Raw genomic sequence first — 23634 nt, forward strand, 5'->3', positions numbered from 1 at the left:
GGGCTTTTTAGAAGTGGTATAGTATAAGACATATCTAGACTCACGACTTTAAGGAGGGGTGGATATGAAAAACTATGATTTGATAGTGATCGGGATGGGGCCAGCCGGTATGGCGGTATCCGCGATGGGGGTCTCGATGGGATTTAACGTCCTATCGATAGAGAGGCGTAAAATCGGCGGAGAGTGCCTTAACTGTGGGTGTATCCCCAGTAAGGCGTTGTTGAAAGGGGCCGAGGCATTTCATGGGCTTAAGAGGCTCTCCTCCTACGGGATCGATATCGACGCCGATATCCTCAAGGTCTCCCCTATGTCGGTGGTTCGGGATAAAATAGACGCTATAAACAGCAAAAAAACGATGAAGATGTTCGAGAAGGTCTCCCTGATATCCGGAGAGGCCGTTCTGGATGGACCTGATGCCGTAAGGGTGAACGGCCATACCTACAGGGGAAAGCGGATATTCATAGCTACGGGGACAAGCCCCGCCATCCCTCCTATACCTGGATTGAAGGATCTCCCCGACATTTTGACGAATGAGAATCTCTTCCAGCTTGAGGAGATACCCAAATCTATGACTATCATAGGCGGAGGTGCCATAGGCAGCGAGATGGGACAGGCATTTGCTAGATTGGGAACTAATGTGACCATCGTGCATATGGACCCCCATCTAGTGCCGACAGGGGACGAAGCTGCGGGGCACCTGCTTGAAAAGGTTATGGTGGAAGAGGGCGTTACCGTACGAAACTCCGCTTCGATAGACAGAGTGGAGAAGATAGACGGCAGGGTTTTCCTCTACTCTGGAGATGACGTTTTTGAGTCCGAAAAGCTCCTCGTGGCGGCCGGAAGGGTCCCTCGTATATCCGGTTTGAGACTGGACGAGGTTGGGGTAAACCACGATAAAAAAGGGATCTCCGTGGATCAACGTATGAGGACCAGCGTCAAAAATATATACGCCGTAGGAGATTGTAACGGGCAATATCTTCTATCCCACGCGGCTATGCACCAGGGTATGCTGGCTTTTATGGATGCCTTATCTCCGTTCAGTCTGCCTTGGACCCGCCGAGATCGGTATGTGGTTCCCTGGGCGGTATTTACGGAGCCGGAAATAGCTCAGGTAGGAATCACGGAGAAAGAGGCTTCAAAAAGAGGGCTAAATTACGATGTTTGCGAGAAGAAGTACAGTTCATATGGCAGGACAGTAGCGGATGGTCACCCGGAGGGGTTCGTAAAGATTATAGTCGGGAAGTCTGGTAAAATCCTTGGAGCGACCGTTATAGGTGAAGGGGCGAGTGAGCTTATTCAGGAATGGACCGTGGCCATTCAGGACAGGCGTAGGATGACCCATATCATGATGACCCAACATCCTTTCCCTTCTGTCGGAACCATCAACAAGATGGTAGCGGAGGAATGGATGATGTCGAAAATGAGATCTCCTATCCTTTGGAAACTTGCCCGTTTTATTTTGAGATGATCCGATAAGATCCGAATACCGGCTTGATCGTCGTAGGAAGGGTCTTGAAGGGGGATTACGATGGTTGATCCTGGGAGGGAGTTCAGAAAACTCCCGATAGAGACTTTGACGGCATTAGTGCAGTCTTTTCAAAGAGGATTCTATCGCTTTAACGAATCCATGGGCATAGACGTCCACTTTCGGAGGAGGGAAACCTCGCTTTCCTACTCGATCCCTTACGGCGTTATAATCGCCATGATAGGAGTGGTGGGAGACTGCAGAGGAGGACTTTCCGTAATACTGGATCAGGCCGGTTTTAGTCGTTACGTAGGGGCTTTGACTGGAGGCATTATCCGTCCTGACGTGGAGGACGCCATTGCCCTTAGTTCCATAGGGGAGATGTTGAATATGGTGGCAGGTAGGATGGCTCTCGAGATGAGCAAGGAGGGCTTCTCGGTAGATATAACTCCTCCTCAGACCTTTTGCGGCGAGAGGATCAGACAGGTGGAATCGGAAAGGACTGCTCATATAATATTGCCTTACCTTCTGAGTGAGGCAGACGGAGGGGATGGGGTGGCCCATCTGGTAATCAACAGCCCCAACCTATAGACTTAAAGGGAGTTTCCTTAAGGAAGCTCTCTTTTTTAAATCTCTAGCGTGTTTAGTTGTAGCGAAAGCCTTTAAAATGACTATCAAGCCATTTGATTTTATTGTCTCGATATGGTATAAATCTCGAGTCCGAGTTATTTGAAGGTGGGGTGTGTTAAAGAATGATAGAGGTTAAGGACGAAAAAATAGAGGATATGACCGATCTTTTGGTGGAATTTTGTGAAAAATTTAGCGGGTGGGAAGGGGCCGTTGCCAAGTTGGGAAGGCTTTCTCCCGCTCAGATGAGGACCATCGGTGTTATCGGTCGTAATAGAAACCTAAGAATGAAGGATATCGCTGAAAAGATGGAACTTACGACTGGTACGGTAACGGTCATGGTCGATAGATTGCAGGAAATGGGCTTGGTCGAAAGATGTAGGAACGAGATGGATCGTCGTTCCTACAGAATAGTTCTCTCCTCCAAGGGAGAGGAGTACTTTCAGCGGCATAGTCAGAAACAGCGTGAGCTGGTAAAAAGGCTGGCTTTAAAGCTTAACGACGACGAACAAGATAACCTGATAGGTTTTTTAGGTCGATTTTTAGAAGCTCTATGATAGTAATTAAAACATAACACGTCTTATCGATCTAGGGGGGAACGGTGTCTAACGCTGTTCCCCCCTCGGCTTTGAGAGGAGTCCTTGACACGAGAGGTCCAGATGGTCTTTCATCAGTTGGACGGACAGCTCCTCGTCGTGTCTGGACAGGGCGGATAATATGGCCCGATGCTCGTCGAGGCTAGGGTTATCGTGAAAATCAAAAAAATTCTCGTAGAAAACCATATAAACGTAGGTTCTGGATAACACGTTTTCTATGTACTCGGCAAGGACCACGTTGCCCGATCCCTCCGCTATTATGCTGTGGAACCTCTTGTTTATCTCCAAATAGCCCTCTAGATCCTTGTCCTCGAAGCTTTTTTCCTCTTTTTCTATCTGTTCCTCGAGTTTGCAGATCTGAAGCGGTGTTATACGAGTTGCCGCTTTTTTTACGGACAGTCTTTCGAGGTATTCTCTTACCTCGTAGGTGCTCTCTATCTCCTCTTTCGTCGGGGCGGTCAGTCTGGCTCCCCCGTTAGGAATCAACTGCACTATTCCTTCGTTGGCTAGTTTTCTCAACGCCTCTCTTACCGGTGTGCGGCTTACGTCCAGCCGTTTGGCTATGGCTATCTCAGGAAGCCTCTGACCGGCTTTCAATTTTTTAGTCAATATCTGGCTTCTCAGTTCATGGTAGACGTAATCTGCGGTCGTAGTGTAAAAGACGTTATCTCTCATGCGGTTCCCTCCCTGTCTGAACAACGAAAATCATACAAGAACCCCTCTGCATTTACAAGCTTTCTGGTGCTAAATAATTCTAAATACAGAGAATGTGTTGACAAGATAGAGCGTCAGTGTTATATACAAAGTGTCCAATGTATTCTATGTATACTTAAATTTTGTTATGACGATTGAGGAGGGGTAAGGGTGATCGATCTTAACGAGTTTTTCGGTATGAAGGGCAAGGTGGCGTTAGTGACCGGATCGGCTTCAGGAATCGGTTTGGGGATATCTCGTTTTTTCGCAAATACCGGCGTGTCCGTTGCTATGTTCGATATAAATGGCGATGCCGGTCCGGCGAGGAGTGCCGAGATCGAAGGAGATTCTGAGTTTTTTCTGTGTGACGTGACCGATAGCGGTAGTTGTTCTTGCTGCATTGACGCTGCCTTGGAGAGGTTCGGGCGTATAGACGTATTGGTCAACTGCGCCGGTGTCGCGAGACGAAACGATGTGGTGGGGTTGAGCGAGAGCGATTGGGATCTGGCTCTCGGGGTGACGCTGAAAAGCGTATTCCTGATGTCTAAGTTCGTGGTTCCCCATATGAGGAGACAAGGCAGAGGTCGAATAGTCAACATAGGTTCTGGGTGGAGTTTCAAAGGAGGGCCTAAAGCCGTTTCATACTGTGCTGCCAAAGGAGGGGTTTGGAACATGACTAGGGCTATGGCCATAGATCTGGGACCGGACAACATAAACGTGAACTGCGTGTGTCCCGGAGATATCGATACCCCTATGTTAAAAAGCGAGTGCGAGCAGTTAGGTGGGGTGTACGACGAGAACTACAGAGAGGAGTGTTCTAAAAGGCCGATCAAAAGGCTGGGAACCCCGGAGGACGTGGCCAAATGTGTTTTCTTTCTAGCTAGCGACATGTCTCCTTGGGTGACCGGAAGTAGTTTGGTCGTCGATGGCGGCGGGATTGCATAGATTTTAACTTCAGGAGGTCTGTCATGAAAAAAGTGTATCCCTATATACCGAACTCGGCACCGGAAGCACAGAAAGAGATGCTCGAGTATATAGGAGTCCAATCCATAGACGATTTGCTTGTCGACATACCGAAAGAACTTCGGATCAGAGGAGGTTTGAAGCTTCCCCGTCCATGTCTTTCGGAGGCGGAACTCCGTCGACATATGGACGGAATAATCGACAAAAACATCCCGGCAGGTAGGAGTATATCCTTTCTCGGAGCTGGTTGTTACAACCATCAGGTTCCGGCGGTGGTGGACGAGGTAGTCTCTTCAGCCGAGTTCCTGACAGCCTATGCTGGCGAACCCTACGAGGATCACGGGCGTTTTCAGGCTCTCTTTGAATATCAGAGCATGATGGCCGAGCTTCTGGACGTGGATGTCTGTAACGTCCCGACCTACGACGGAGCTCAGGCGGCTGCGACCTCGCTCAGAATGGCTTCCCGTGTTAGCGGTCGAAATGTGATCCTATTGGCTGGAGCTATCGATCCTGATCGCAGGGCGGTTATCGAAACGTATCTGGATCCGGTTCTTTCTGTCGAATATCTGGGTTACGACGAGAAAACAGGGCTGGTAAATCCAGCCGAACTGAAAGAGATTTTGAACGATAAGGTCGCGGCGGTATACGTCGAGAATCCCTCCTTCCTGGGGTCGATTGAGGAAAGGGGAGCTTCTATAGCTCAAATTGCTCACGATGAGGGAGCGCTTTTCGTCGTATACGTCGATCCGAGTTCTCTGGGTGTTTTAACCCCTCCATCTCGATACGGGGCAGATATCTCCTGTGGAGATATCCAATCTTTGGGGATTCACATGAACTACGGTACCGGTGGCGGTTTTATAGCTACTAAAGACGATCCTCGGATAGTCGAGGAATATCCGTCAAGGCTGTTTAGTCTGGCTCCCACCTCCGGAGGGGAGTGGGGCTTCGGAGACGTCCTGTGGGAGAGGACCTCCTTCGCCAATAGGGAGACCGCTAAAGAATTCGTCGGAACCCACTCCGCCTTATGGGGAATCGGAGCTGGAGTATATCTGGCTACCATGGGACCTCGTGGAATGGAGGATCTCGGACGGGGCATAATGCAGCGTTCTCTCTATGCTAAAAAACGTCTTTCCGAAATTCCGGGGGTCTCTACCGATCGTTTCGGATCGGTGTCATTTAAGGAGTTCGTCGTCGATTTCAATCACACCGGGAAATGCGTGAAAGATATCAACGAGTATCTGTTGGGTAAGGGCATATTCGGAGGCAAAGATATCTCCTCGGATTTTAAAGAACTGGGGCAGTGTGCTCTCTTCTGCGTTACCGAGATGATAAGCGCCGAGGATATCGATTTTCTCGTGGAGACTCTACGGGATTGTCTAGGGTAAGCGGGGAGGTCTCGATATGAATAAAACCGCTATGATCCGTAGATTTCACCAGGCGAGTTGGGATGAACCGATAATATTCGATCTCAGCGAACCAGGTCAGAGAGGGGTATTGGTGCCTGAGGCGGGGCCGAAGATAGAGGAATCCGTTGGAGATGGTCTCTCCGCCATCCCGGAATCCATGCGTCGCTCCGATATTCCGCTGTTGCCCGAGATGGGACAGCCTCAGGTGTTGCGACATTTCAACCATCTGGCCCAGGAGAACCTGGGAGCCGATTACAACGTCGACATAGGACAGGGGACCTGTACGATGAAGTACAGCCCTAAGGTCAACGAGATATTTGCAACTTCCTCTAAAATAGCCGATCTCCATCCCTATCAAGATGAATCAACCGTCCAAGGAGCTCTTGAGGTCATGTACCGCCTGGGGGAGTGTTTCAAGGAGATTTCCGGCCTGGACTGTTTCAGTCTTCAGCCTGGAGGTGGATCACACGGAGCTCTGGCGATGGCCACCGTAGTTCGTTCATATTTTAGGGATAGAGGCGAGGAGGATCGTAGAGACGAGGTGATAACCACTTTTTTCTCCCATCCCGCCGACGCGGCCGTTCCGATAGTGAAGGGGTTTAAGGTGGTCGTCCTTCCGCCCGATAAGGACGGTTTGCCCGATTTCGAAGCCTTTAAGGCCGCTTTATCCGATCGTACTGCCGCTATATTTTTCACCAATCCCGAGGACACCGGTATATTCAACGGTCGTATAAAGGATTTCACCGGTTTGGCCAGGAAATTCGGTGCTCTATGTTGCTATGACCAGGCCAATGCCAACGGATTGCTCGGTATCGCTCGGGCGAAAGAGGCCGATTTTGATCTCTCATTTTTCAATCTTCATAAGACTTTCTCATCCCCTCACGGATGTGGAGGTCCTGCAACAGGTCTGGTCGCTGCTAGGCAGTTCCTAGGGACTTACCTGCCCGCCCCTCTGGTCGTTAAAAAAGGAGACCGTTTTTCGCTGGACTGGGATATGCCTAAAAGCTGTGGGAAGATAAAGGCGTTTTACGGCACTCTTCCGGTTATCGTCAGGGCTTATGCCTGGATTATGAGCCTAGGAGCCGAAGGTCTGAACGAGGCCTCCAGGGTAGCCATTCTCAACAATAACTATGTTATGAAAAAGCTTCTCTCCATAAAGGGCTGTTCCATCTCCTTTCCCGATCATGCTCCGAGAATAGAACAAGCGAGGTACAGCTGGAGAAAACTCAAAGAGGACACGGGGTTCGGCACCGAGGACGTTCAGCGTCGTATAGCTGACTTCGGAACCCATTACTGGTCCAGTCACGAACCCTGGGTTATCCCCGAACCCTTTACAGTCGAACCGAGCGAGTCCTATTCAAAGGCCGATCTCGACGAGTTCTGTGCCATATTGGAACGGATCTCCCAAGAGTGTTACGACGATCCCGATACTATACGACATGCTCCGCATAATAGCACCATACACCACGTGGATCACGACGTTTTGGACGATCCCGATCTTTGGGCCATAACCTGGAGATCCTACAAAAAGAAATACGACGGCTATTTTGAGAGAAGGAAAGATTGATTCTCGGCCTTTGGACGTGGGTTTCGGTTCACGTCCAAAGGCCGTTCTTCTTTAGAAAAGAGGAGTGATGCTTTGAAAACCGTCGGTTTTATAGTCAACCCCGTCGCAGGAATGGGAGGGGCGGTGGGACTAAAGGGAACCGATGGCCCGGAGATCCTGGAGCGGGCCATCGCTTTGGGTGCTGTCCCTAAGGCGAAGGAAAGGGCGATCTCAGTCCTGAGAGGATTGATAGATCTCAATGGGGTTCGATGGATAACCTGTCCCGGTCCTATGGGTGAGGAGGCGTTTCTGTCTTTAGGCATGGATTTTGAGGTGTTAGGCGGCGATTTCGCAATTCCCACGACCGGTCGAGATACCGCTTTCGCGATCGAAAAAATGATCGAGATGAACGTGGATCTTCTGAGTTTTGTCGGAGGGGACGGTACAGCCAGAGACGTAGCGTCCGTAATTGGAGATCGAATACCGGTCGTAGGGATTCCCGGCGGGGTTAAGTTGCACTCCGCGGTTTTCGCGAAGACTCCGCTGAAAGCGGGGGAAATACTCGAGAGATATATCAGGGGGAGGATAGACGACTTTCGTCTTGCCGAGGTGATGGACATAGATGAAAAAGCGTTCAGAGATGGGAGACTGTCCGCCAGCCTTTACGGATATATGAGAGTCCCGGTATCACCGGAGGGCATGCAGTCTAAGAAGTCGGGAAGACACAGAGAGTCGTCGTCCTTCCGATTGAAGGAACTAGCCTGTTACGTCGCTTCTTCCATGGATGAAGACGTCATATATCTACTTGGGTCGGGGTCCACCGTTAAGGGGCTTTCAGACTATCTCGGTATCGACGGAACCTTGCTCGGCGTCGATGCCGTCATAGGAGGAAGGATGATCGGCAAGGATATGACCGAGGAAGAGATAAGGAAAGCGATCGAAGCTACCTCCCTCAGGGTAGCCATGATTCTCTCTCCAATAGGAGGTCAGGGATTTCTGTTGGGAAGAGGAAACCAACAGCTTAGTCCCGATATCGTTCGTTCCGTAGGAAAGGAGGGGATATCGGTTATAGCAACCCCTGAAAAAATGGAGGCACTTTTCGGAAAACCTCTGCTGGTAGATACGGGGGACCGAGAGCTGGACGAAGATCTGAAGGGATTTGTGTCGGTTATAGTCGGAGACAGCAGAGAGCTTATATGGCCTTTGGAATGATGGTTGAATGTGAACTTGGTTGGGAGGTATTTAAGGATGGAATCTGTCGGATACGGATTATGGGCGGTATTGCCGCCTTTGGTCGCCATAATACTGTGTTTCAGGACCAAGATGGTCCTTCCGTCGCTTTTTGCCGGGCTTTTTACCGGAGCGGTTATAGTATCGCACGGTAATGTCCTCGCAGGTATCGGATACTCTCTTGAGACGATCGTCGATAACATGGTGGATCCATGGAACGCGAGATTGCTGCTTTTTACTTTTTTCATGGGAGTAGGGATATCCTTCATATGGAGGCTGGGAGGCAGCTTTGCATTGGCGGATCAGGCCAAGAAGAGGATAAAGACCAGAAGATCGGTCTGTCTCGGTACCTGGCTTTTGGGAATGGGCACATCCATCAACGATTGTCTGGTCGCCGCCGTCGATGGCAACGTCTTCAGGGATATCTGCAAGGAGTACAGGGTCTCTTCCGAGAAATTTTCATACGTTCTAGATTCCACAGCCGCTCCGGCCGCCGCTCTCTTCATATCCGATTGGGTTGCCTACCAGATAGGGATGATTCAACAGGGATTGGATATCGCCGGAATAACTACCATAAAACCTGTGGAGGCTTACGTTAAGACCATTCCGTTCAACCTCTATTCCATATTTACGTTGTTTTTCGTTGGAGTTCTTATGTATACGGGCAAGGACTATGGACCGATGTTAAAGGCGGAGATGAGGGCTATCTCTACGGGTAAGTTCAACCGGGATGGAGCCGTACCGATGTTGGACGTAGGGTCTGAGCTGGGAGAACCTATAAAGACCAACCCGATGATTATAACATTCGTACTGCCCCTTGTAGCGGCTTTCGTGGTTATTCTAGCGGGGCTTTACTGGACCGGAAGGAGCGGAACCTCTCTTATGGGGGTTTTGGAGAATTCGGATGCGTCGATAGCCTTGCTTTGGGGAGCCTTTGCTATGGCGGCGACGGGGGTAGCACTGGCTCTTACGACGAGAATAATGGACTTCAAGGACGCTATGGATACCTTCGTAGATGGTTTTAAACTGATGGTCTTGACCGCCTCCATATTGGTGATGGCATGGTCCCTTGGTGCGATAACGAAGGAGATGGGGTTGGCTCAATTCATAATAGAAAAAATCGGAATGGAGTTACCCTTCGTGGTGCTTCCAGTGATTATCTTCTTGCTCTCTATATTAATAGCTTTTGCCACCGGGACATCTTGGGGAACCATGGCCATCATGACTCCCTTGGCTATTCCCCTCGCTTACAACATAACGGGGGATCCCTCGACATCGTCCGCCATTGCCGGTGTGGTTCTGTCCGGTGCTATATTCGGAGATCACTGTTCACCGATATCCGATACAACCGTGATGTCTTCTATCTTTTCCGGAGCCGATCATATAGATCATGTAGCCACCCAGTTACCCTACGCCATTACCGTAGCTGTGGTGGTGTTGTCCATGTACATCTTATACGGGGCTTTCAGGATCTCTCCTGCGGTTTTAATACCTATAGGCATGGTCTTGCTATTGTTGCTGCAGAAACTCCTTCACGTGGGGTACTTGAGAGGTTTGAGAATGAGTGAATCTTAGGATAACGATTTAAAACAAAAAGGCCCTCCATTTTTCATGGAAGGCCTTTAACTTTTGGCAGTCCCTAGGGGGTTCGAACCCCTGTTACCGGGCTGAGAACCCGGCGTCCTAGACCACTAGACGAAGGGACCATTTGGCTGGGGAACAGGGATTCGAACCCCGATTACCTGATCCAGAGTCAGGCGTCCTGCCGTTGGACGATTCCCCAATGGTCGACCGAGCTTCAGCCCGGTGCGAGAGGTATAATACCATGGAGGTTGGATGTTCGCAACCCCGGAATAAATATCAAAATAGTCTCTTTTTTGGACGTACTTCTCCTCTTTTACGAAAGCGGCTGTATGGCTATAATGTCAAAAGAGGAACGAAGTATTTGGAACGTCTATTTCAGCGTACCTCTAAAAACAAAAGTTCTCAGTGAGGTTGTCCCGATGGATCTCGAATGGGAGGATCTCACGGAGGAAGAGGTCTTAGAGGTTCCGCCTAGACGTTATCGTGTTATCTTGAGGAGTGATAGTGTTATGGTATCTAACGAGAGTTCTTTTCTCGACAGACGTCCTCTAAACGTCAGAGCTAGATGGGGTTCCGAGGACGTGGCATTGGTCAGCGGACGGGATGTTTTCGGAGCTATGAAATACAAAGGAGCAATTGCCTTGGCTGCGAACGCCAGACATCCCCTTACCGTAAAAGGTATTCTGAAAGCGGCAAAAAAACTTGACGCCGCGGTTGTGATAGAGATAGCGAAATCGGAGACCAACTATTGTGGAAGTAATTTCGATACTCTGCCGGAGGCTGCCGTTCGATATTCGTCCGAAATCGGTCACGGAGCTGTCTTTGCCCTTCACGTGGATCACTACGGTATAAAGGGTTACGACGACGTGATCAAGGCGGTCTCCGATTTAGGTAGGATAGTCAGAAATGGTTGGACCTCCGTCGCCATAGACGCCTCCCATCTTCCCGATTGGGAGAACCTTTGTGCTACCAGAGATGTCGCTATGCACGTGCCCCCTTATTTCGGTCTGGAGGTAGAGGTGGGCGAGATAAAAGGAGCCGGGGAACTTTCAACGGTCGAGGAGGCTCTGTACTTCGTAGGCGGATTGAATTCCTGGAGTATCTTTCCTGATCTTTTGGCCATCTCGAACGGGAGTTTGCACGGTACCTACGATGCCTCGAAGGGGCAGGCGGAGGGGATTGATCTCAAGAGGACGAAGGAAATCGCCGAAGCCATTGCTCCCTACGGTGTATCCATAGCTCAACACGGCATATCCGGTACCGCCATAGACAAGTGTGCTGAATTCTCAAAATACGGCATAAACAAGGGCAACGTGGCGACCTTATTCCAAAATGTGCTGTTCGGAATCAAGATGGACCAGGAGACCGGTAATGCCGTAATAGAAGGGGATAGCTACGTAAAAGAGCCGGATCGAGGGATACCGATGGATCTATGGAATGATCTGGTCTCTTGGTGTGACGATCAGGGCTATAGCCGTAAGGACGGTAACTATAAAAAAGCCAATCTTCCTTTCTGGGAGCGAATAGAGTCTCTTCCTTCGGAGCGTCTCGACATGATAGTCGAGGAGACCCAGTGGTGGGCCGAGAGGTTCATAAAGGCCTTCAACGCGGAGGGAACCGCCGAAATAGTCAAGGAAAGGATGTCTTCCAGGGAAAACTGGAATCCGTTCCCCGACACTAAAGTCCAAGCCTCTCGAGGGGATTTTGGTGCGGACAAAGCTCCCAACGCAGCTAAGAAAGACGGCGAGGATTACTCCGACTAGAACATTTTGCCCAGAGGCCTCCTATTATGGAGGCCTTTACTATATAATTTCAAGGCCGATGTTCGATTTTAAAGGGGGCCTGGAAAATGCAGGATAGATCTATTCGCTTGGAGGATCACTTTCTGGATGTTCTGTCAGTGGAGATAGCCAACTATGAGAGGATAAGCCATCTACTTGACGATATGGAAGAAGCTCGTCTGGTCATAGATCCTGTCGTGGTGGACATCAGAAAACTGACATCCAGTTATATCAGACGCAATAGGGTGCCTTCTGGAGGGGGAACTCCGTTCGTAGTCTACTGTAGAATTCGCGGAGGAGGGGCTGCGAAAGAAGCCCTGGTAGAGGATTCCATAAGCAGATGGTACGGAGAGGAGATAATATTACGGGCGACGAAGAAAATCGTCGACAGGGGTTTTTTCTCTCGTTATCAGGTGGAAGATGCTGTGGGAAGAATCGGCTCCATGGGGTGGGTCCCTGCTGATTCCGACGAGGACGGTCGTAGATGAGTCTATCCAAAACGGTTCTGGCGGTGCTGTTGCTTTCTTTATTTTCGGTATTTTCGTTTTCCTCCACTGGTCTTGCCAAGGTGAAGCTTACAGCCGACAACATGACTTTTGACACAGCTACGGGGCTTTTGGTCGGAGTGGGAAATGTCACGTTGATAAGGGAGGAACTCAAGGTTTTCTCCGACCGTTGCGAGGGCAGCTACAGGGAAAATACCGCCAGGATGTGGCAGAACGTTAGGGCCGAGGGAACCTGGAGTGGCGAGAATCTTTCGTTTCACTGCCAGGAACTTAGCGCGTCCTTCTCCAAACCGGAGAAAATATCCATGGTTGGCTCCGTCGACGGTCGTTTCGGAAGCCGTTCTTTGAGATGTTACGACGTTGAGATGATCGGAAATCGTTTTATAGCGACTAAGGTCACTCGTTTTAAGGACGACGACGAAGGCCTTTCCCTGTCCTGCGATAGGGTAAAAGGGGCGATCGGCGAAGGTATGCTTCTAGAGTTCGAGGCCGAGGGATCCGTTGAGATGGAGATAAAACACGCAAAAGACGGGACTGTGACGAGAATCTCCGGTGGTAAAGCGCTATACTCCAAGGATAGAGGATCGATCGTTATGAGCGGAGGAGCGGTGGCGGTACAGAGGGGTAGAAAGATAACCGCCAAAAACGTGGTCTTTTATCCGGCTACAAGCAAGATAGAGGCGAAGGGCAACCCCAAGATAACCTTCGACGTGGAATGAGGTTGTGTTAACTATGACATCCCGAAATGGAGTTACTCTTTCTGCAGAGGGGTTGACGAAGAGTTACAGAAAACGGACTGTAGTTTCAGGGGTCGACCTGAAGATTCCTATGGGAAAGATCACCGGACTCTTGGGGCCTAACGGAGCTGGTAAAACCACCAGTTTTTACATGATAGTAGGGTTGATAAGACCCGACAGAGGTCGCGTCCTACTGGGAGACAGGGAGATAACCGGCCTTCCTGTCTATAGGAGAGCCCGTATCGGAATAGGCTATCTGCCTCAGGAGAGCTCGGTATTTCGAAGTCTGACTGTTAGAGAAAATTTAGACCTTGTGTTGGAGGAGAGACACGTCGCTAAAGCGGAGAGACGGGAGATCGCAGATCGTCTGATAGAAGATTTGGGGCTTCAGAGACTGGTGGACGTGTCGGGATACGCCTTGAGCGGTGGAGAGCGACGACGGCTCGAGATAGCTCGCTGCCTGGCTATAATGCCGGATTTTATCTTCTTGGACGAACCCTTCAGCGGGATAGATCCGATAGCGGTCTACGATATACAGCAGATAATTCTGGGGCTCAGGGAAAAAGGATACGGAATAATGATAACCGATCATAACGTCAGGGATACCCTGGCCATAACCGATAAGACCTATCTAATCCACAGAGGAGAGATAGTCATAGAGGGCAACCCTGATGAGGTAGCCAGGAGCGAGGTGGCCAGGAAGTTCTATCTCGGAGAGAGGTTTACCTGGTGATTTTTTAATCAAAGAGGTGCTATTTCGTCGGTCCCTTCTCTTCTAAGGATTCTCTCTACCTTTTCTGCTGCAGAGGCCACCTTGACGCTGAGGGGAGCTCCTAGAACGACTCTATCTGGCTGTATCCCGATTACGAACGTCTCCAGATCGAACTGGTTCAACATCAGGTTCAGGGGCATATCGTGATTTGTGAAAGAGACATCCGATATTCGCTCTATCGAAAAACGCCTGAAATCCCCGGGGATGAGCCCCATGTCGGAGGCGTCCACCAGGATCAACTTTTCTGGCCTCTCTCTCTTTATGGCATATACATAATTTCCGGGTACGGTATAACATGTGTATACCACCGTGTCGGCAGGAGGGGTTCTTTTTAATCTGTCGGATATTATCACCCCTACCGCGTCATCCCCGTAGAGCTCGTTTCCCAGACCCCATATCATCGTCTTGCTCATCTTATTATGCACCTCGATCTATCTTGAACTGGAGGAAGCTCTGTGTCGGTAATTCTCTCTCGTATGGTCAGAAATGCTCTTACAATGATGCTAGGAACCTTCGCTAGCCGCATACTTGGACTGGCTAGAGAGATCATAACCGCGGCCCTCTTCGGGGCCTCTCGTTCTCTCGACGCTTTCTATATAGCCTATACCCTTGCTAATCTGGCAAGACAGCTTCTGGCGGAAGGGGCACTCTCCGCAGCTTTCGTGCCGGTTTTCGCTCAGGTCCTCGAGAAGGACGGATGCGAGAGGGCCGAAAACCTGGCTAGGCAGGCTTCATCTGTGTTGCTTTTTTTGTGTGCCGTGGTAGTCGTCTTGGGTTATCTAATGTCTCCATTATTGGTCTCCTTGATGGCCCCGGGATTTGACGTCGAAAAGACCAACTTGGCTGTGTCTCTGACAAGATGGATGTTCCCATATCTGATGATGGTATCTATGGCCGCACTGGCCATGGGAGTTTTAAACAGCATGGGCAGGTTTTTCGTGCCTGCCGTGGCTCCCGCCATGGCCAACGTAGCATATATTACGATCGTGCTCTTGTTTGCGTCAAGGAGCGGCGTATCCTGTCTGGTCTGGGCGGTCCTTCTAGGAGGGGTATTGCAGATGGGGATACAGCTTCTGGCGGTCTCCAGAGAAGGCGTCTCCCTCCTCCCGGCGATTCCTAGAAAAGGAGATCCCGAGCTCAGAAGGATGATGTTGCTCTTCCTTCCCTATGCGGCAGGTCTTTCTCTGAATCAGATAAACCCGATCATCAGCAGAGTATTGGGTTCTTTTCTTCAGGATGGGGCCATATCGGTATTGAACTATGCTAACAGAGTTATACAGCTTCCTCTCGGGCTCGTCGTGATAGCCATATCTCAAGCGGTGCTTCCCGAGCTCTCTAGGTGCCTGTTGGAGGGGGACAGGGTTTTCTCTGAGACCGTTCGGGATTCGGTGAGGTTTGCTCTTTTCGCCATACTGCCGATAACGGTGGCAGCCTGCATAGTCTCGGGGCCCGTGATACACGTTCTTTTCTATAGAGGGGCTTTCGACGAATGGGCATGGAACGCGACCTCTTTGGCCATGTCTATGTACGCTTTGGGACTTCCGGGAATGGCCTGTTCTACTGTGATCATGAGAGCGCTCTACGCCAAGGGGCTTCCAAGGGCGGCCGTTGCAGTGACAGTCTCCAGCGTCGTCTCTAACCTGGTAATCAGCGTATTGCTCCTGCGCCCTATGGGATTCAGTGGGCTGGCTTTGGCTACCTCGATAGCCTTTACTCTTTCCTCGTTTGTCGGGCTTTATCTTCTCAGTAGGAAGACGACACATCGGATAGGTTTGTTCGACGTGTCATGGATCGTTAAAAATCTGGTAGCTCTATCGGCTCTGACCGTGGCACTGTACGGTCTCTCGGTTTGGTATCCCTATCCCCAGAACGGTTCGATGGCCTGGAGATCACTGTGGATCCTTTTAGCCGCGATCTTAGGAGGTGCCTTCTACATAGGGGGAGCCGCCGTTATGGGGTCCGGTGAGCTTCGTTGGATAAAAGAGGCCGTCGTCTCTAAAAAAGGGAAAGGACAGAAAAACCGTGATAAATCGAATGATTAAAATATTTAGCTTCTCGCTTGTTGTGTCGGTGCTTTTTGTCGTCGGCGCCCCCTGTTGGGGTTTGTCTTTTGATGATTTGGAGGTCGATCGCTCGTCGGTGGTGTGGGTCGAAGGTCAGGTTATGGGCGATATGGTTTTAGGAGCGAAAGCAAAATTGATCTTCCTGTTTATGGACAGGAGGTTATGTGATGTCGCCAGAGTGGATAGAGGAGATTTGCCGGAATGGCTGACATGGAACCTTCAATATGAATCGGCCGCAAGAAGAGGGAAACGGGAGTTCTTCCTGTTGAGATACGAGGCGATAAAAAACTGGGAATTTGATCCCACCAAGATAAAGGTGGGGGGATATAAATTAAAGATGACTGACGTATTGTCCAGAAAGGACATGGTAAACGTCGGTCCCCTGTCTTCCGGCACGTTGGCTACGTTGGCATTCTCCGTCCCCAGATCTTTTCTGAAGCCGGGGCATTCTCTGGAGATTGTTTACGGTGACTGGGCGACAGATTGGATTGTCCCGAGGAGGTGAGGTTAGTGCACGTTTTTAAATGCGCGGCCTGCGAAAAGGAGTTCAAAAGCGAAAAGAGAGAGCTTAAATGTCCTTTCTGCGGCAGCAAGGTTCTGATTCACGTCAGTGGAGAGAAGTTCAACTCAAAAAGTTGCGGCGGTAACTGCAGTTGTTGCAACGGTTGCGGGAGTTAAGTTTATGGGGTTCCTGACATTGGCCATAGAAAGCAGCTGCGACGATACCGCCGTTGCCGTAATCGATGGCCAGAGAAATGTACTGTCCTCTACGATGTCCTCTCAGGTGGAGAGCCATGCTCCCTTTGGAGGGGTTGTTCCGGAATACGCCTCCAGGATGCACCTGGAGGCGATTCTTCCCTTGGTGGACAGGGCTTTAGCTGAAGCCGATGCAAAACCGTCGGACTTGGACCTCATCGCCGTGACCGCTGGACCGGGACTGATGGGGTCCTTGCTGGTAGGTGTCATGACGGCCAAGGGATTGGCCCAGGCCTGGGGAAAACCGATTCTAGGGGTAAACCATCTGGAGGGACACGTGTTCGCCAACGTGGTAAATCATCCCGACCTTGATCCTCCCTTCATAGCGATGATAGTCTCCGGCGGGCACACTGAAGTTGTCCTCGTAGAAGATCTGGGGTTTTACAGAATACTGGGAGGAACCAAAGACGACGCCGCAGGAGAAGCGTACGACAAGGTGGCTAAACTTCTAGGCCTCGCGTATCCGGGAGGCCCTATCGTGGACGAATTGGCGAAGGACGGTGATCCCCAGGCATTCGACTTTCCCGTTCCTTTGAAAAGATCGGATGAGATATCCTTCAGTTTCAGTGGTTTGAAGACAGCCGTACTCTGGCAGGTAGAACGCATAAAGAAAGAAGGAGCATCTCTCCCGGTGGAGGATATATGTGCTTCCTTTCAGAGAGCTGCCGTAGAGGCCCTGATATGTAAACTGGATCTGGCTGTCCAAAAGACCGGGGTTGAAAAGGTGGTGCTCTCGGGAGGTGTCGCCGCCAATAGCTGTCTCAGGGATCTGGTCCTCAATCGAGGGGACTGGAAGGGGTATGTTCCAGATATGTTCTATTGTACCGATAACGCCGTCATGATAGGTGCGGCAGGATACCACGGTTGGATGAGAGGACGTAGAAGCGGTTTGGACTTGGCTCCTTCTCCGTCGTGGAGCATCATGGACGGAGTTTGACCAAATGTGATTTTAGAAGAAAAAAGACGATTTTAGCCCATAAAATGGATTATTTGCGTCACAATGCCTCTGATCTCTCTTGAGATTTAAAGAGGCTGCCTGTATTATCAACAGCGTCGGTTAGCACTCACAAGGTTTGAGTGCTAATATCACCAAAGAAATTTTGAGGGAGGTATTTAGCGTGAATCTCAAACCCCTTGCGGATCGTATTGTAGTCAAGGTAGTTACCAGTGAAGAAAAGACAAAAGGTGGACTTTTCTTGCCCGACACTGCCAAGGAGAAGCCTCAGGAAGGCGAGGTAATGGCCGTAGGGTCCGGAAAAGTTCTGGAGAACGGTCAGAAGCTCCCCATTGAGCTTAAGGTCGGCGACAGGATCATCTTCAGTAAGTACGCCGGTACGGAGGTAAAGATCGACGGAGACGAATATGTGATCTTCAGCGAGAGAGACGTTCTCGCCGTTATAGAGAAGTAGACGTTTAAGAACGTTAGCCTTTTAATTTACCGATAGAAAGAACGGGAGGTTCGACAACTATGGCAAAAATTCTCGCTTTTGGTGAGGAAGCTCGTCGCGCAATGGAGCGCGGGATCGATAAAGTCGCTGATACCGTAGGTGTTACCCTTGGCCCCAAGGGACGTAACGTCGTTTTGGAGAAGAAATTCGGCTCTCCGACTATCACCAACGACGGTGTAACCATAGCCAAGGAGATTGAGCTGGACGATCCTTACGAGAATATGGGGGCCCAGCTGGTCAAGGAGGTCGCTTCCAAGACCAACGATGTGGCCGGAGACGGTACCACCACGGCGACCGTTCTCGCCAGGGAGATAATCCACGAGGGCATGAAGAACGTAGCTGCCGGCGCTAACGGGATGTTCCTTCGCACCGGTATCGAGAAGGCCGTCGATTTCATAACCGAAGACCTGAAGAAGAAGTCCATACAGGTTAAGGGCAAGTCGGAGATCAGCCAAGTGGCCTCCATCTCCGCCAACGACGAGGTGGTCGGTAAACTGATTGCCGAGGCGATGGAGAAGGTCGGCGAGGACGGGGTCATCACCGTAGAGGACAGTCAGACCATGGGAACCACCCTTGAGACCGTGGAGGGACTTCAGTTCGACAAGGGCTATATCAGTCCCTATATGGTTACCGATCCCGAGCGTATGGAGGCTGCTCACGAAGACGCCTATATCCTGATATACGATGGCAAGATCAGCAACATCAAGGACGTCCTTCCTATATTGGAGAAGGTGGTCCAGACCGGGAAACCTCTTCTCATAATCGCCGAAGACATAGAGGGCGAGGCTCTGGCGACCCTGGTTGTCAACAAACTGCGCGGTACTATGCAGGTTGCTGCTGTCAAGGCACCCGGCTTCGGCGAGCGTCGTAAGGCCATGCTTCAGGACATCGCCATCGTGACCGGCGGAGAGGTGATCACCTCCGACCTGGGCGAGAAGCTGGAGAACGTGGAACTCTCCAAGCTCGGTAAGGCCAAGAAGGTCCGGGTTACCAAAGAAGAGACCACCATAGTCGAGGGTGCCGGTAACCCCGAGGATATTCGCAAGAGGGCCGCTCAGATTCGCAAGGAGCTTGAGGATTCCACCTCTGATTACGACAAGGAGAAGCTCCAGGAGCGTCTTGCCAAGATAGTCGGAGGAGTTGCTGTGATACAGGTCGGCTCCGCTACCGAGACTGAGCAGAAAGAGCTGAAGCTCAGGATCGACGACGCTCTGGCCGCTACGAGAGCTGCCGTCGAGGAGGGCATCGTTGCCGGAGGCGGTGTCGCCCTGGTCAGCTGCATCGATGGCTTGGCCAAGGAGATTGAGAATCTTGATGGAGACGTGAAGACCGGCGCCAGCCTGGTCCTCAAGTCCCTCTCCTCGCCTCTCCACCTTATAGCCACCAATGCTGGCCTTCAGGGCGACGTTGTGGTAGAGAAGGTAAGAGGCCTGGAAGACGGTTTTGGGCTTAACGCTGCCACCGGAGAATATGTCAATATGATCAAAGAGGGTATCATCGATCCCGTCAAGGTTACCAGGAGTGCCTTGGAGAACGCGGCTTCCGTGTCTAAAATGGTCCTGACCACCGAGGCTCTCGTGGCCGACAAGCCCGAGGAGAAGAGCGATCCTGCTGCCGGAATGGGCGGGATGCCCGGCGGAATGGGCGGTATGTACTAGATTCTGTCCTAGAGGATCTTTCCGGAACCCCCGGTTTTTCACCGGGGGTTCCTTTTTTCGATTTTATAGCTTGAAAGATCACCAAGGCCTCCCTTTCTGGTATCATGAATGGAGCGACGGGAAGGTTCGTATTTAAACGGGGGAGGAACTTTGAGATCATGGAAAATATCGTGATTTTGGACTGCGGCTCTCAGTTTACCCAGCTGATAGCCAGGCGCATCAGGGAATTGAAAGTACACAGCGAGATAATGCCGTGGGACGCCACCTTGGAGGAGGTAGAAGCCAGATCTCCTATGGGTGTGGTTATATCCGGAGGTCCTAGGAGCGTTTTGGAAGAAGGTTCCCCCTGGATAGATCCTGCCATACTGAATATGTCGGTCCCTGTGATGGGACTATGTTATGGGATGCAGTACATCTGTAAGGCCATGGGAGGAAGGGTTCGGTCATCCACAAGTAGGGAATACGGTCGAGCTCACGTCACCATAGTGGATGACAAGGCGACGGTCTATGATGGAGTTCCCTCCAGGATCCAGGTTTGGATGAGTCACGGCGACGATGTCGAGGCCATCCCTGAGAACATGGTCTTGACTGCCAAGACCGACGACGGTGTTGTCGCCGGTTTTCGCAGCCTTGACGGACGGCTGGTGGCGTTTCAGTACCACCCTGAGGTCGCCCATACAGAACACGGAATGACAATGCTTTCTAATTTTTTGTTTAAGGTGTGTGGGTGTAACGGAGACTGGGATCTAGGAGACTGGGTGGAGAGTTCCGTGGCCTCCATCAGGTCTAAAGTAGGCGACGACCGGGTTATCTGCGGTCTCTCAGGAGGCGTGGATTCTTCCGTGGCCGCCGCTTTGGTGTCCAAGGCTATCGGGGACAGGCTTCAGTGTATCTTCGTGGACACCGGAATGCTCAGGGACAGGGAAGCCGAGGAGGTCTTGGAGAGCTACGAGGCCATGGATTTAAACGTCGTTCATGTGGATGCTTCGGAACGTTTTCTGACCGCATTGGAAGGTGTCACCGATCCAGAGAGAAAACGTAAGATTATCGGAGAGCTTTTCGTTAGAGTTTTTGAGGCCGAGTCGGCGAAGATATCCGATGCCAAGTGGCTTCTGCAGGGGACCCTCTATCCGGATGTCATAGAAAGTGGCCATCAGGGGAAAAACGCTGCGGTAATAAAGAGCCATCACAACGTCGGAGGTCTTCCCGAGGACATGGATCTGAAGGTCCTAGAGCCACTCAGAGATCTCTTCAAGGACGAGGTAAGGGCTATCGGAAGGATACTTGATGTGCCTCAGGATATAGTCAATCGTCATCCTTTCCCCGGCCCAGGTTTGGCTGTCCGTTGCCTTGGAGATATCACCAAGGAAAAATTGGATGTCCTTAGGAAGGCCGATCGAATATATATCGACGAGATAAAAAGGGCCGGTCTGTACGATAGTATATGGCAGGCATTTGCGGTGTTACTCCCGGTCTACACCGTAGGGGTTATGGGTGACGACAGGACCTACGCCAGGGTTTTGGCCCTTCGAGCTATAACCTCCTCGGATGGAATGACCGCAGAATGGTTTCGTTTTCCAATGGAGGTTCTCGACAGGGTTTCCACCAGGATATGTAACGAGGTATCCGGAGTAAACAGGGTAGTTTACGACGTAACGAGCAAACCGCCTGCAACCATAGAATGGGAGTAGTTTCGGGCCGGACCTTTGCTTGTTTTTATCCTGTCCCTTTACTATAATGTTGGAGCTTTGATGAGGTGATCCTCCTAATGGGGGGCCTCGTTAACGGTGTGTTGTATCGAACACAGAGGAGGTCTGTTTTATGGGTCAAGTGTTTTTGCTTGTCGGTTTTTCCGGGATTCTGGCCCTGATCTATGCGATGATGGCTTATCGCAAGGTCAGTGGTTTCAGGGTCGATAACGAGAGGGTGGAGGAGCTTTCCAGCATCATCCATCGCGGTGCCATGGCTTTTTTGAACAGAGAATATCGTTGGCTTTTCCCCTTCGTGATCTTGGTCGCCGTGCTTTTAACCTGGAAGCTCGGATTGCCCACAGCTCTGGCTTTTGTTCTCGGAGCCATGTGCAGCGCCGTTGCCGGATATATCGGCATGAACGTCGCGACCAAGTCCAACGGGAAGACCGCCTATGCTGCCACGAGAGGGATGAATCCCGCTCTCAACGTGGCTTTCAAAGGCGGCAGTGTGATGGGCATGGCGGTTGTCGGGCTCGGTGTATTGGGAATACTCGTTTGCTATTTCCTGTATCGTGATCCCAGCGTCATAACCGGTTTCGGATTCGGTGCCAGCTCCATCGCCTTGTTTGCCCGTGTCGGTGGAGGAATCTATACCAAGGCTGCCGACGTCGGAGCAGACTTGGTTGGCAAGGTCGAGGCGGGGATTCCCGAGGACGATCCCCGAAATCCTGCTACCATCGCCGATAACGTCGGAGACAACGTCGGAGATATCGCCGGCATGGGAGCCGACCTTTTCGAGTCCTACGTGAACTCCATAATAGCCGCCATGGCTATAGGGGTCATAGTTGCCGGAGGTGTCGGTGTCGCATACCCTCTGGTGCTGGCCGGTATAGGGATAATTTCGTCGATCCTCGGTACTGTAGTCGTTAAGGTCAAAGAGGGAGGCAACGCACAGGCCGCTCTCAGAAAGGGAACCTTCCTTACCGGGGCTTTGATGATGGTAGGAGCTTTCCTGGCCACCAAGTTCATGATGGACGATATCGCCCTTTTCTGGAGCGTCCTCTCCGGGATCCTGGTCGGTGTCCTTATAGGCTGGGTTACCGAGATATACACCTCGGCAGACTACAAGCCGGTGAAACAGATAGCCCAGGCTACCGAGACGGGTGCTGCCACGACGATCCTTTCCGGGATCGCGGTGGGAATGATCTCCACCGTAGTCCCCGTTATAATGATATGTGTAGCCACTCTGGTCAGCTATAAGTTCGGCGGCCTCTTCGGCATAGCCTGTTCCGCCGTTGGGATGCTCTCTATCACCGGCATGACCCTAAGCGTAGATGCCTATGGTCCCATCGCCGACAATGCTGGCGGTATCGCCGAAATGAGCAAGCTTCCTCCTGAGGTCAGGAAGATAACCGATAAACTTGATGCCGTTGGCAACACCACTGCCGCTATGGGCAAGGGATTGGCTATAGGTTCAGCCGCTCTTACTGCTCTATCCCTGTTCGCCGCCTATGCTGCTGCGGTGAACCTCCAAGCCATCGACCTCAGCAACCCGACCGTCATGGCCGGACTCTTTCTCGGTGGGATGCTTCCCTTCCTCTTCAGTGCCCTGACCATACAGGCTGTAGGAAGAGCTGCAGAGAAAATGATAGACGAGGTCAGACGTCAGTTCAGGGAGATTCCCGGCATCATGGAGGGAACGGCCCGTCCCGAATACGAAAAGTGCGTCGAGATTTCTACCGGTGCGGCTCTCAAGGAAATGGTTTTGCCCGGTCTTTTGGCCATAGTATGTCCAGTTTTGGTCGGTATCTTCCTCGGTCCTGAAGCTCTCGGAGGACTGTTGGGAGGAGCCATAGTTACCGGTGTAATGTTGGCTATATTCATGTCAAATTCCGGAGGAGCCTGGGATAACGCCAAAAAGTATATCGAGGAGGGACATCACGGAGGCAAGGGCACCGAGCAACACGCCGCCGCCGTGGTCGGAGACACCGTCGGAGATCCCTTTAAGGATACCTCCGGTCCGAGTCTCAACATTCTCATCAAGCTGATGTCCGTCGTGGCCGTGGTTATGGCCCCTCTCTTCCTGTAGCAGGAGATATTTAAGCCTACGAA

At 51.2% G+C, this 23634-nt stretch carries 22 protein-coding genes and 2 tRNA genes; 20 read left to right on the forward strand and 4 right to left on the reverse strand.

Annotation, left to right across the window (positions count from 1 at the left end; all coding sequences use genetic code 11):
- Positions 1–64 precede the first annotated feature (64 nt).
- The 3 genes from DPEP_RS09405 (at position 65) to DPEP_RS09415 (ending at position 2649) form a co-directional block, all read left to right on the forward strand.
- A complete protein-coding gene (locus tag DPEP_RS09405; protein ID WP_005661591.1) occupies positions 65–1468 on the forward strand; it encodes a dihydrolipoyl dehydrogenase family protein in 1404 nt (467 codons plus the stop codon).
- Between the two features lie 60 nt (positions 1469–1528).
- The gene (locus tag DPEP_RS09410) at positions 1529–2056 is read left to right on the forward strand and encodes a chemotaxis protein CheX (RefSeq protein ID WP_005661593.1); all 528 of its coding nucleotides are present in this window, start codon (positions 1529–1531) and stop codon (positions 2054–2056) included.
- A 161-nt stretch (positions 2057–2217) separates the two neighbouring features.
- Positions 2218–2649, forward strand: coding sequence for a MarR family winged helix-turn-helix transcriptional regulator (locus DPEP_RS09415; RefSeq protein ID WP_005661595.1), 432 nt, complete (start codon positions 2218–2220; stop codon positions 2647–2649).
- A gap of 48 nt (positions 2650–2697) precedes the next feature.
- Here DPEP_RS09415 and DPEP_RS09420 read toward each other — a convergent pair whose 3' ends face one another.
- The gene (locus tag DPEP_RS09420; protein WP_005661596.1) at positions 2698–3363 is read right to left on the reverse strand and encodes a GntR family transcriptional regulator; all 666 of its coding nucleotides are present in this window, start codon (positions 3361–3363) and stop codon (positions 2698–2700) included.
- Positions 3364–3552: 189 nt separating this feature from the next.
- Between DPEP_RS09420 and DPEP_RS09425 the strand changes: the two genes are divergently transcribed.
- From DPEP_RS09425 to DPEP_RS09445, 5 genes are all read left to right on the forward strand, one after another.
- Positions 3553–4326, forward strand: a complete 774-nt coding sequence (locus DPEP_RS09425) for an SDR family NAD(P)-dependent oxidoreductase (RefSeq protein WP_005661598.1) — start codon at positions 3553–3555, stop codon at positions 4324–4326.
- A gap of 23 nt (positions 4327–4349) precedes the next feature.
- Positions 4350–5729, forward strand: coding sequence for an aminomethyl-transferring glycine dehydrogenase subunit GcvPA (gcvPA, locus tag DPEP_RS09430; RefSeq protein WP_005661599.1), 1380 nt, complete (start codon positions 4350–4352; stop codon positions 5727–5729).
- A 16-nt stretch (positions 5730–5745) separates the two neighbouring features.
- Positions 5746–7317 carry an aminomethyl-transferring glycine dehydrogenase subunit GcvPB gene (gene gcvPB / locus DPEP_RS09435; RefSeq protein ID WP_005661600.1) on the forward strand — a complete coding sequence of 524 codons (1572 nt, stop codon included), beginning with the start codon at positions 5746–5748 and terminating at the stop codon, positions 7315–7317.
- A 72-nt stretch (positions 7318–7389) separates the two neighbouring features.
- Positions 7390–8508 (forward strand): ATP-NAD kinase family protein, encoded by a 1119-nt coding sequence (locus DPEP_RS09440; RefSeq protein ID WP_005661601.1) that lies wholly within the window; start codon positions 7390–7392, stop codon positions 8506–8508.
- A 36-nt stretch (positions 8509–8544) separates the two neighbouring features.
- Positions 8545–10101 carry a Na+/H+ antiporter NhaC family protein gene (locus DPEP_RS09445; RefSeq protein WP_005661602.1) on the forward strand — a complete coding sequence of 519 codons (1557 nt, stop codon included), beginning with the start codon at positions 8545–8547 and terminating at the stop codon, positions 10099–10101.
- A gap of 55 nt (positions 10102–10156) precedes the next feature.
- Here the strand turns inward: DPEP_RS09445 and DPEP_RS09450 are convergent.
- Together DPEP_RS09450 and DPEP_RS09455 are read right to left on the reverse strand one after the other, a co-directional pair.
- Positions 10157–10232, reverse strand: a tRNA-Glu gene (locus DPEP_RS09450).
- A gap of 3 nt (positions 10233–10235) precedes the next feature.
- Positions 10236–10309: transfer RNA gene (locus DPEP_RS09455), tRNA-Gln, on the reverse strand.
- Between the two features lie 310 nt (positions 10310–10619).
- Between DPEP_RS09455 and DPEP_RS09460 the strand changes: the two genes are divergently transcribed.
- The 4 genes from DPEP_RS09460 to lptB all read left to right on the forward strand — a co-directional run bounded on the left by DPEP_RS09460 (position 10620) and on the right by lptB (position 13867).
- Entirely contained in the window at positions 10620–11873 is a 1254-nt protein-coding gene (locus DPEP_RS09460) for a class II fructose-bisphosphate aldolase (RefSeq protein ID WP_005661603.1), read from the forward strand.
- An 86-nt stretch (positions 11874–11959) separates the two neighbouring features.
- Positions 11960–12379, forward strand: a complete 420-nt coding sequence (locus DPEP_RS09465; protein WP_005661605.1) for a hypothetical protein — start codon at positions 11960–11962, stop codon at positions 12377–12379.
- Positions 12376–13116: an LptA/OstA family protein gene (locus DPEP_RS09470; protein ID WP_005661606.1), complete on the forward strand. Its 741-nt coding sequence runs from the start codon at positions 12376–12378 to the stop codon at positions 13114–13116. The genes DPEP_RS09465 and DPEP_RS09470 overlap by 4 nt, the downstream gene beginning before the upstream one ends.
- Before the next feature lie 13 nt (positions 13117–13129).
- Positions 13130–13867: an LPS export ABC transporter ATP-binding protein gene (lptB, locus tag DPEP_RS09475; protein ID WP_005661608.1), complete on the forward strand. Its 738-nt coding sequence runs from the start codon at positions 13130–13132 to the stop codon at positions 13865–13867.
- 8 nt (positions 13868–13875) lie between these two features.
- On the opposite strand, the gene DPEP_RS09480 is transcribed toward lptB, so the two are convergent.
- A complete protein-coding gene (locus DPEP_RS09480) occupies positions 13876–14319 on the reverse strand; it encodes a hydrogenase maturation protease (RefSeq protein WP_005661609.1) in 444 nt (147 codons plus the stop codon).
- A 42-nt stretch (positions 14320–14361) separates the two neighbouring features.
- On the opposite strand from DPEP_RS09480, the gene murJ reads away from it, so the two are divergent.
- From murJ to DPEP_RS09515, 8 genes are all read left to right on the forward strand, one after another.
- Positions 14362–15948: a murein biosynthesis integral membrane protein MurJ gene (gene murJ / locus DPEP_RS09485; RefSeq protein ID WP_005661611.1), complete on the forward strand. Its 1587-nt coding sequence runs from the start codon at positions 14362–14364 to the stop codon at positions 15946–15948.
- The gene (locus tag DPEP_RS09490) at positions 15941–16474 is read left to right on the forward strand and encodes a hypothetical protein (protein WP_050771323.1); all 534 of its coding nucleotides are present in this window, start codon (positions 15941–15943) and stop codon (positions 16472–16474) included. The genes murJ and DPEP_RS09490 overlap by 8 nt, the downstream gene beginning before the upstream one ends.
- A 5-nt stretch (positions 16475–16479) precedes the next feature.
- Complete coding sequence (locus tag DPEP_RS13465) at positions 16480–16647, forward strand: hypothetical protein (protein ID WP_005661615.1); 168 nt, start codon at positions 16480–16482, stop codon at positions 16645–16647.
- A 4-nt stretch (positions 16648–16651) separates the two neighbouring features.
- The gene (tsaD, locus tag DPEP_RS09495; RefSeq protein WP_005661617.1) at positions 16652–17662 is read left to right on the forward strand and encodes a tRNA (adenosine(37)-N6)-threonylcarbamoyltransferase complex transferase subunit TsaD; all 1011 of its coding nucleotides are present in this window, start codon (positions 16652–16654) and stop codon (positions 17660–17662) included.
- A 181-nt stretch (positions 17663–17843) separates the two neighbouring features.
- Positions 17844–18134 (forward strand): co-chaperone GroES, encoded by a 291-nt coding sequence (gene groES, locus DPEP_RS09500; protein WP_005661619.1) that lies wholly within the window; start codon positions 17844–17846, stop codon positions 18132–18134.
- A gap of 59 nt (positions 18135–18193) precedes the next feature.
- Entirely contained in the window at positions 18194–19831 is a 1638-nt protein-coding gene (groL, locus tag DPEP_RS09505; RefSeq protein ID WP_005661620.1) for a chaperonin GroEL, read from the forward strand.
- A 158-nt stretch (positions 19832–19989) separates the two neighbouring features.
- The gene (gene guaA, locus DPEP_RS09510; RefSeq protein ID WP_005661621.1) at positions 19990–21522 is read left to right on the forward strand and encodes a glutamine-hydrolyzing GMP synthase; all 1533 of its coding nucleotides are present in this window, start codon (positions 19990–19992) and stop codon (positions 21520–21522) included.
- A 130-nt stretch (positions 21523–21652) separates the two neighbouring features.
- Complete coding sequence (locus DPEP_RS09515; RefSeq protein WP_005661623.1) at positions 21653–23611, forward strand: sodium-translocating pyrophosphatase; 1959 nt, start codon at positions 21653–21655, stop codon at positions 23609–23611.
- The last annotated feature ends 23 nt before the right edge of the window (positions 23612–23634 follow it).

Source organism: Dethiosulfovibrio peptidovorans DSM 11002, assembly GCF_000172975.1.
In the GTDB taxonomy this organism is placed as follows: Bacteria; Synergistota; Synergistia; order Synergistales; family Dethiosulfovibrionaceae; genus Dethiosulfovibrio; species Dethiosulfovibrio peptidovorans.

What these genes read in the sequence shown, in the direction of transcription:
- DPEP_RS09445 (WP_005661602.1), top strand. Translation starts at nt 8,545, where the DNA reads ATGGAATCTGTCGGATACGGATTATGGGCGGTATTGCCGCCTTTGGTC.
- DPEP_RS09410 (WP_005661593.1), top strand. Translation starts at nt 1,529, where the DNA reads ATGGTTGATCCTGGGAGGGAGTTCAGAAAACTCCCGATAGAGACTTTG.
- lptB (WP_005661608.1), top strand. Translation starts at nt 13,130, where the DNA reads ATGACATCCCGAAATGGAGTTACTCTTTCTGCAGAGGGGTTGACGAAG.
- DPEP_RS09480 (WP_005661609.1), bottom strand. Translation starts at nt 14,319, where the DNA reads ATGAGCAAGACGATGATATGGGGTCTGGGAAACGAGCTCTACGGGGAT.
- DPEP_RS09460 (WP_005661603.1), top strand. Translation starts at nt 10,620, where the DNA reads ATGGTATCTAACGAGAGTTCTTTTCTCGACAGACGTCCTCTAAACGTC.
- gcvPA (WP_005661599.1), top strand. Translation starts at nt 4,350, where the DNA reads ATGAAAAAAGTGTATCCCTATATACCGAACTCGGCACCGGAAGCACAG.
- DPEP_RS09465 (WP_005661605.1), top strand. Translation starts at nt 11,960, where the DNA reads ATGCAGGATAGATCTATTCGCTTGGAGGATCACTTTCTGGATGTTCTG.
- tsaD (WP_005661617.1), top strand. Translation starts at nt 16,652, where the DNA reads ATGGGGTTCCTGACATTGGCCATAGAAAGCAGCTGCGACGATACCGCC.
- guaA (WP_005661621.1), top strand. Translation starts at nt 19,990, where the DNA reads ATGGAAAATATCGTGATTTTGGACTGCGGCTCTCAGTTTACCCAGCTG.
- DPEP_RS09415 (WP_005661595.1), top strand. Translation starts at nt 2,218, where the DNA reads ATGATAGAGGTTAAGGACGAAAAAATAGAGGATATGACCGATCTTTTG.
- DPEP_RS09470 (WP_005661606.1), top strand. Translation starts at nt 12,376, where the DNA reads ATGAGTCTATCCAAAACGGTTCTGGCGGTGCTGTTGCTTTCTTTATTT.
- groL (WP_005661620.1), top strand. Translation starts at nt 18,194, where the DNA reads ATGGCAAAAATTCTCGCTTTTGGTGAGGAAGCTCGTCGCGCAATGGAG.
- DPEP_RS09515 (WP_005661623.1), top strand. Translation starts at nt 21,653, where the DNA reads ATGGGTCAAGTGTTTTTGCTTGTCGGTTTTTCCGGGATTCTGGCCCTG.
- DPEP_RS09405 (WP_005661591.1), top strand. Translation starts at nt 65, where the DNA reads ATGAAAAACTATGATTTGATAGTGATCGGGATGGGGCCAGCCGGTATG.
- DPEP_RS09490 (WP_050771323.1), top strand. Translation starts at nt 15,941, where the DNA reads ATGATTAAAATATTTAGCTTCTCGCTTGTTGTGTCGGTGCTTTTTGTC.
- DPEP_RS09420 (WP_005661596.1), bottom strand. Translation starts at nt 3,363, where the DNA reads ATGAGAGATAACGTCTTTTACACTACGACCGCAGATTACGTCTACCAT.
- gcvPB (WP_005661600.1), top strand. Translation starts at nt 5,746, where the DNA reads ATGAATAAAACCGCTATGATCCGTAGATTTCACCAGGCGAGTTGGGAT.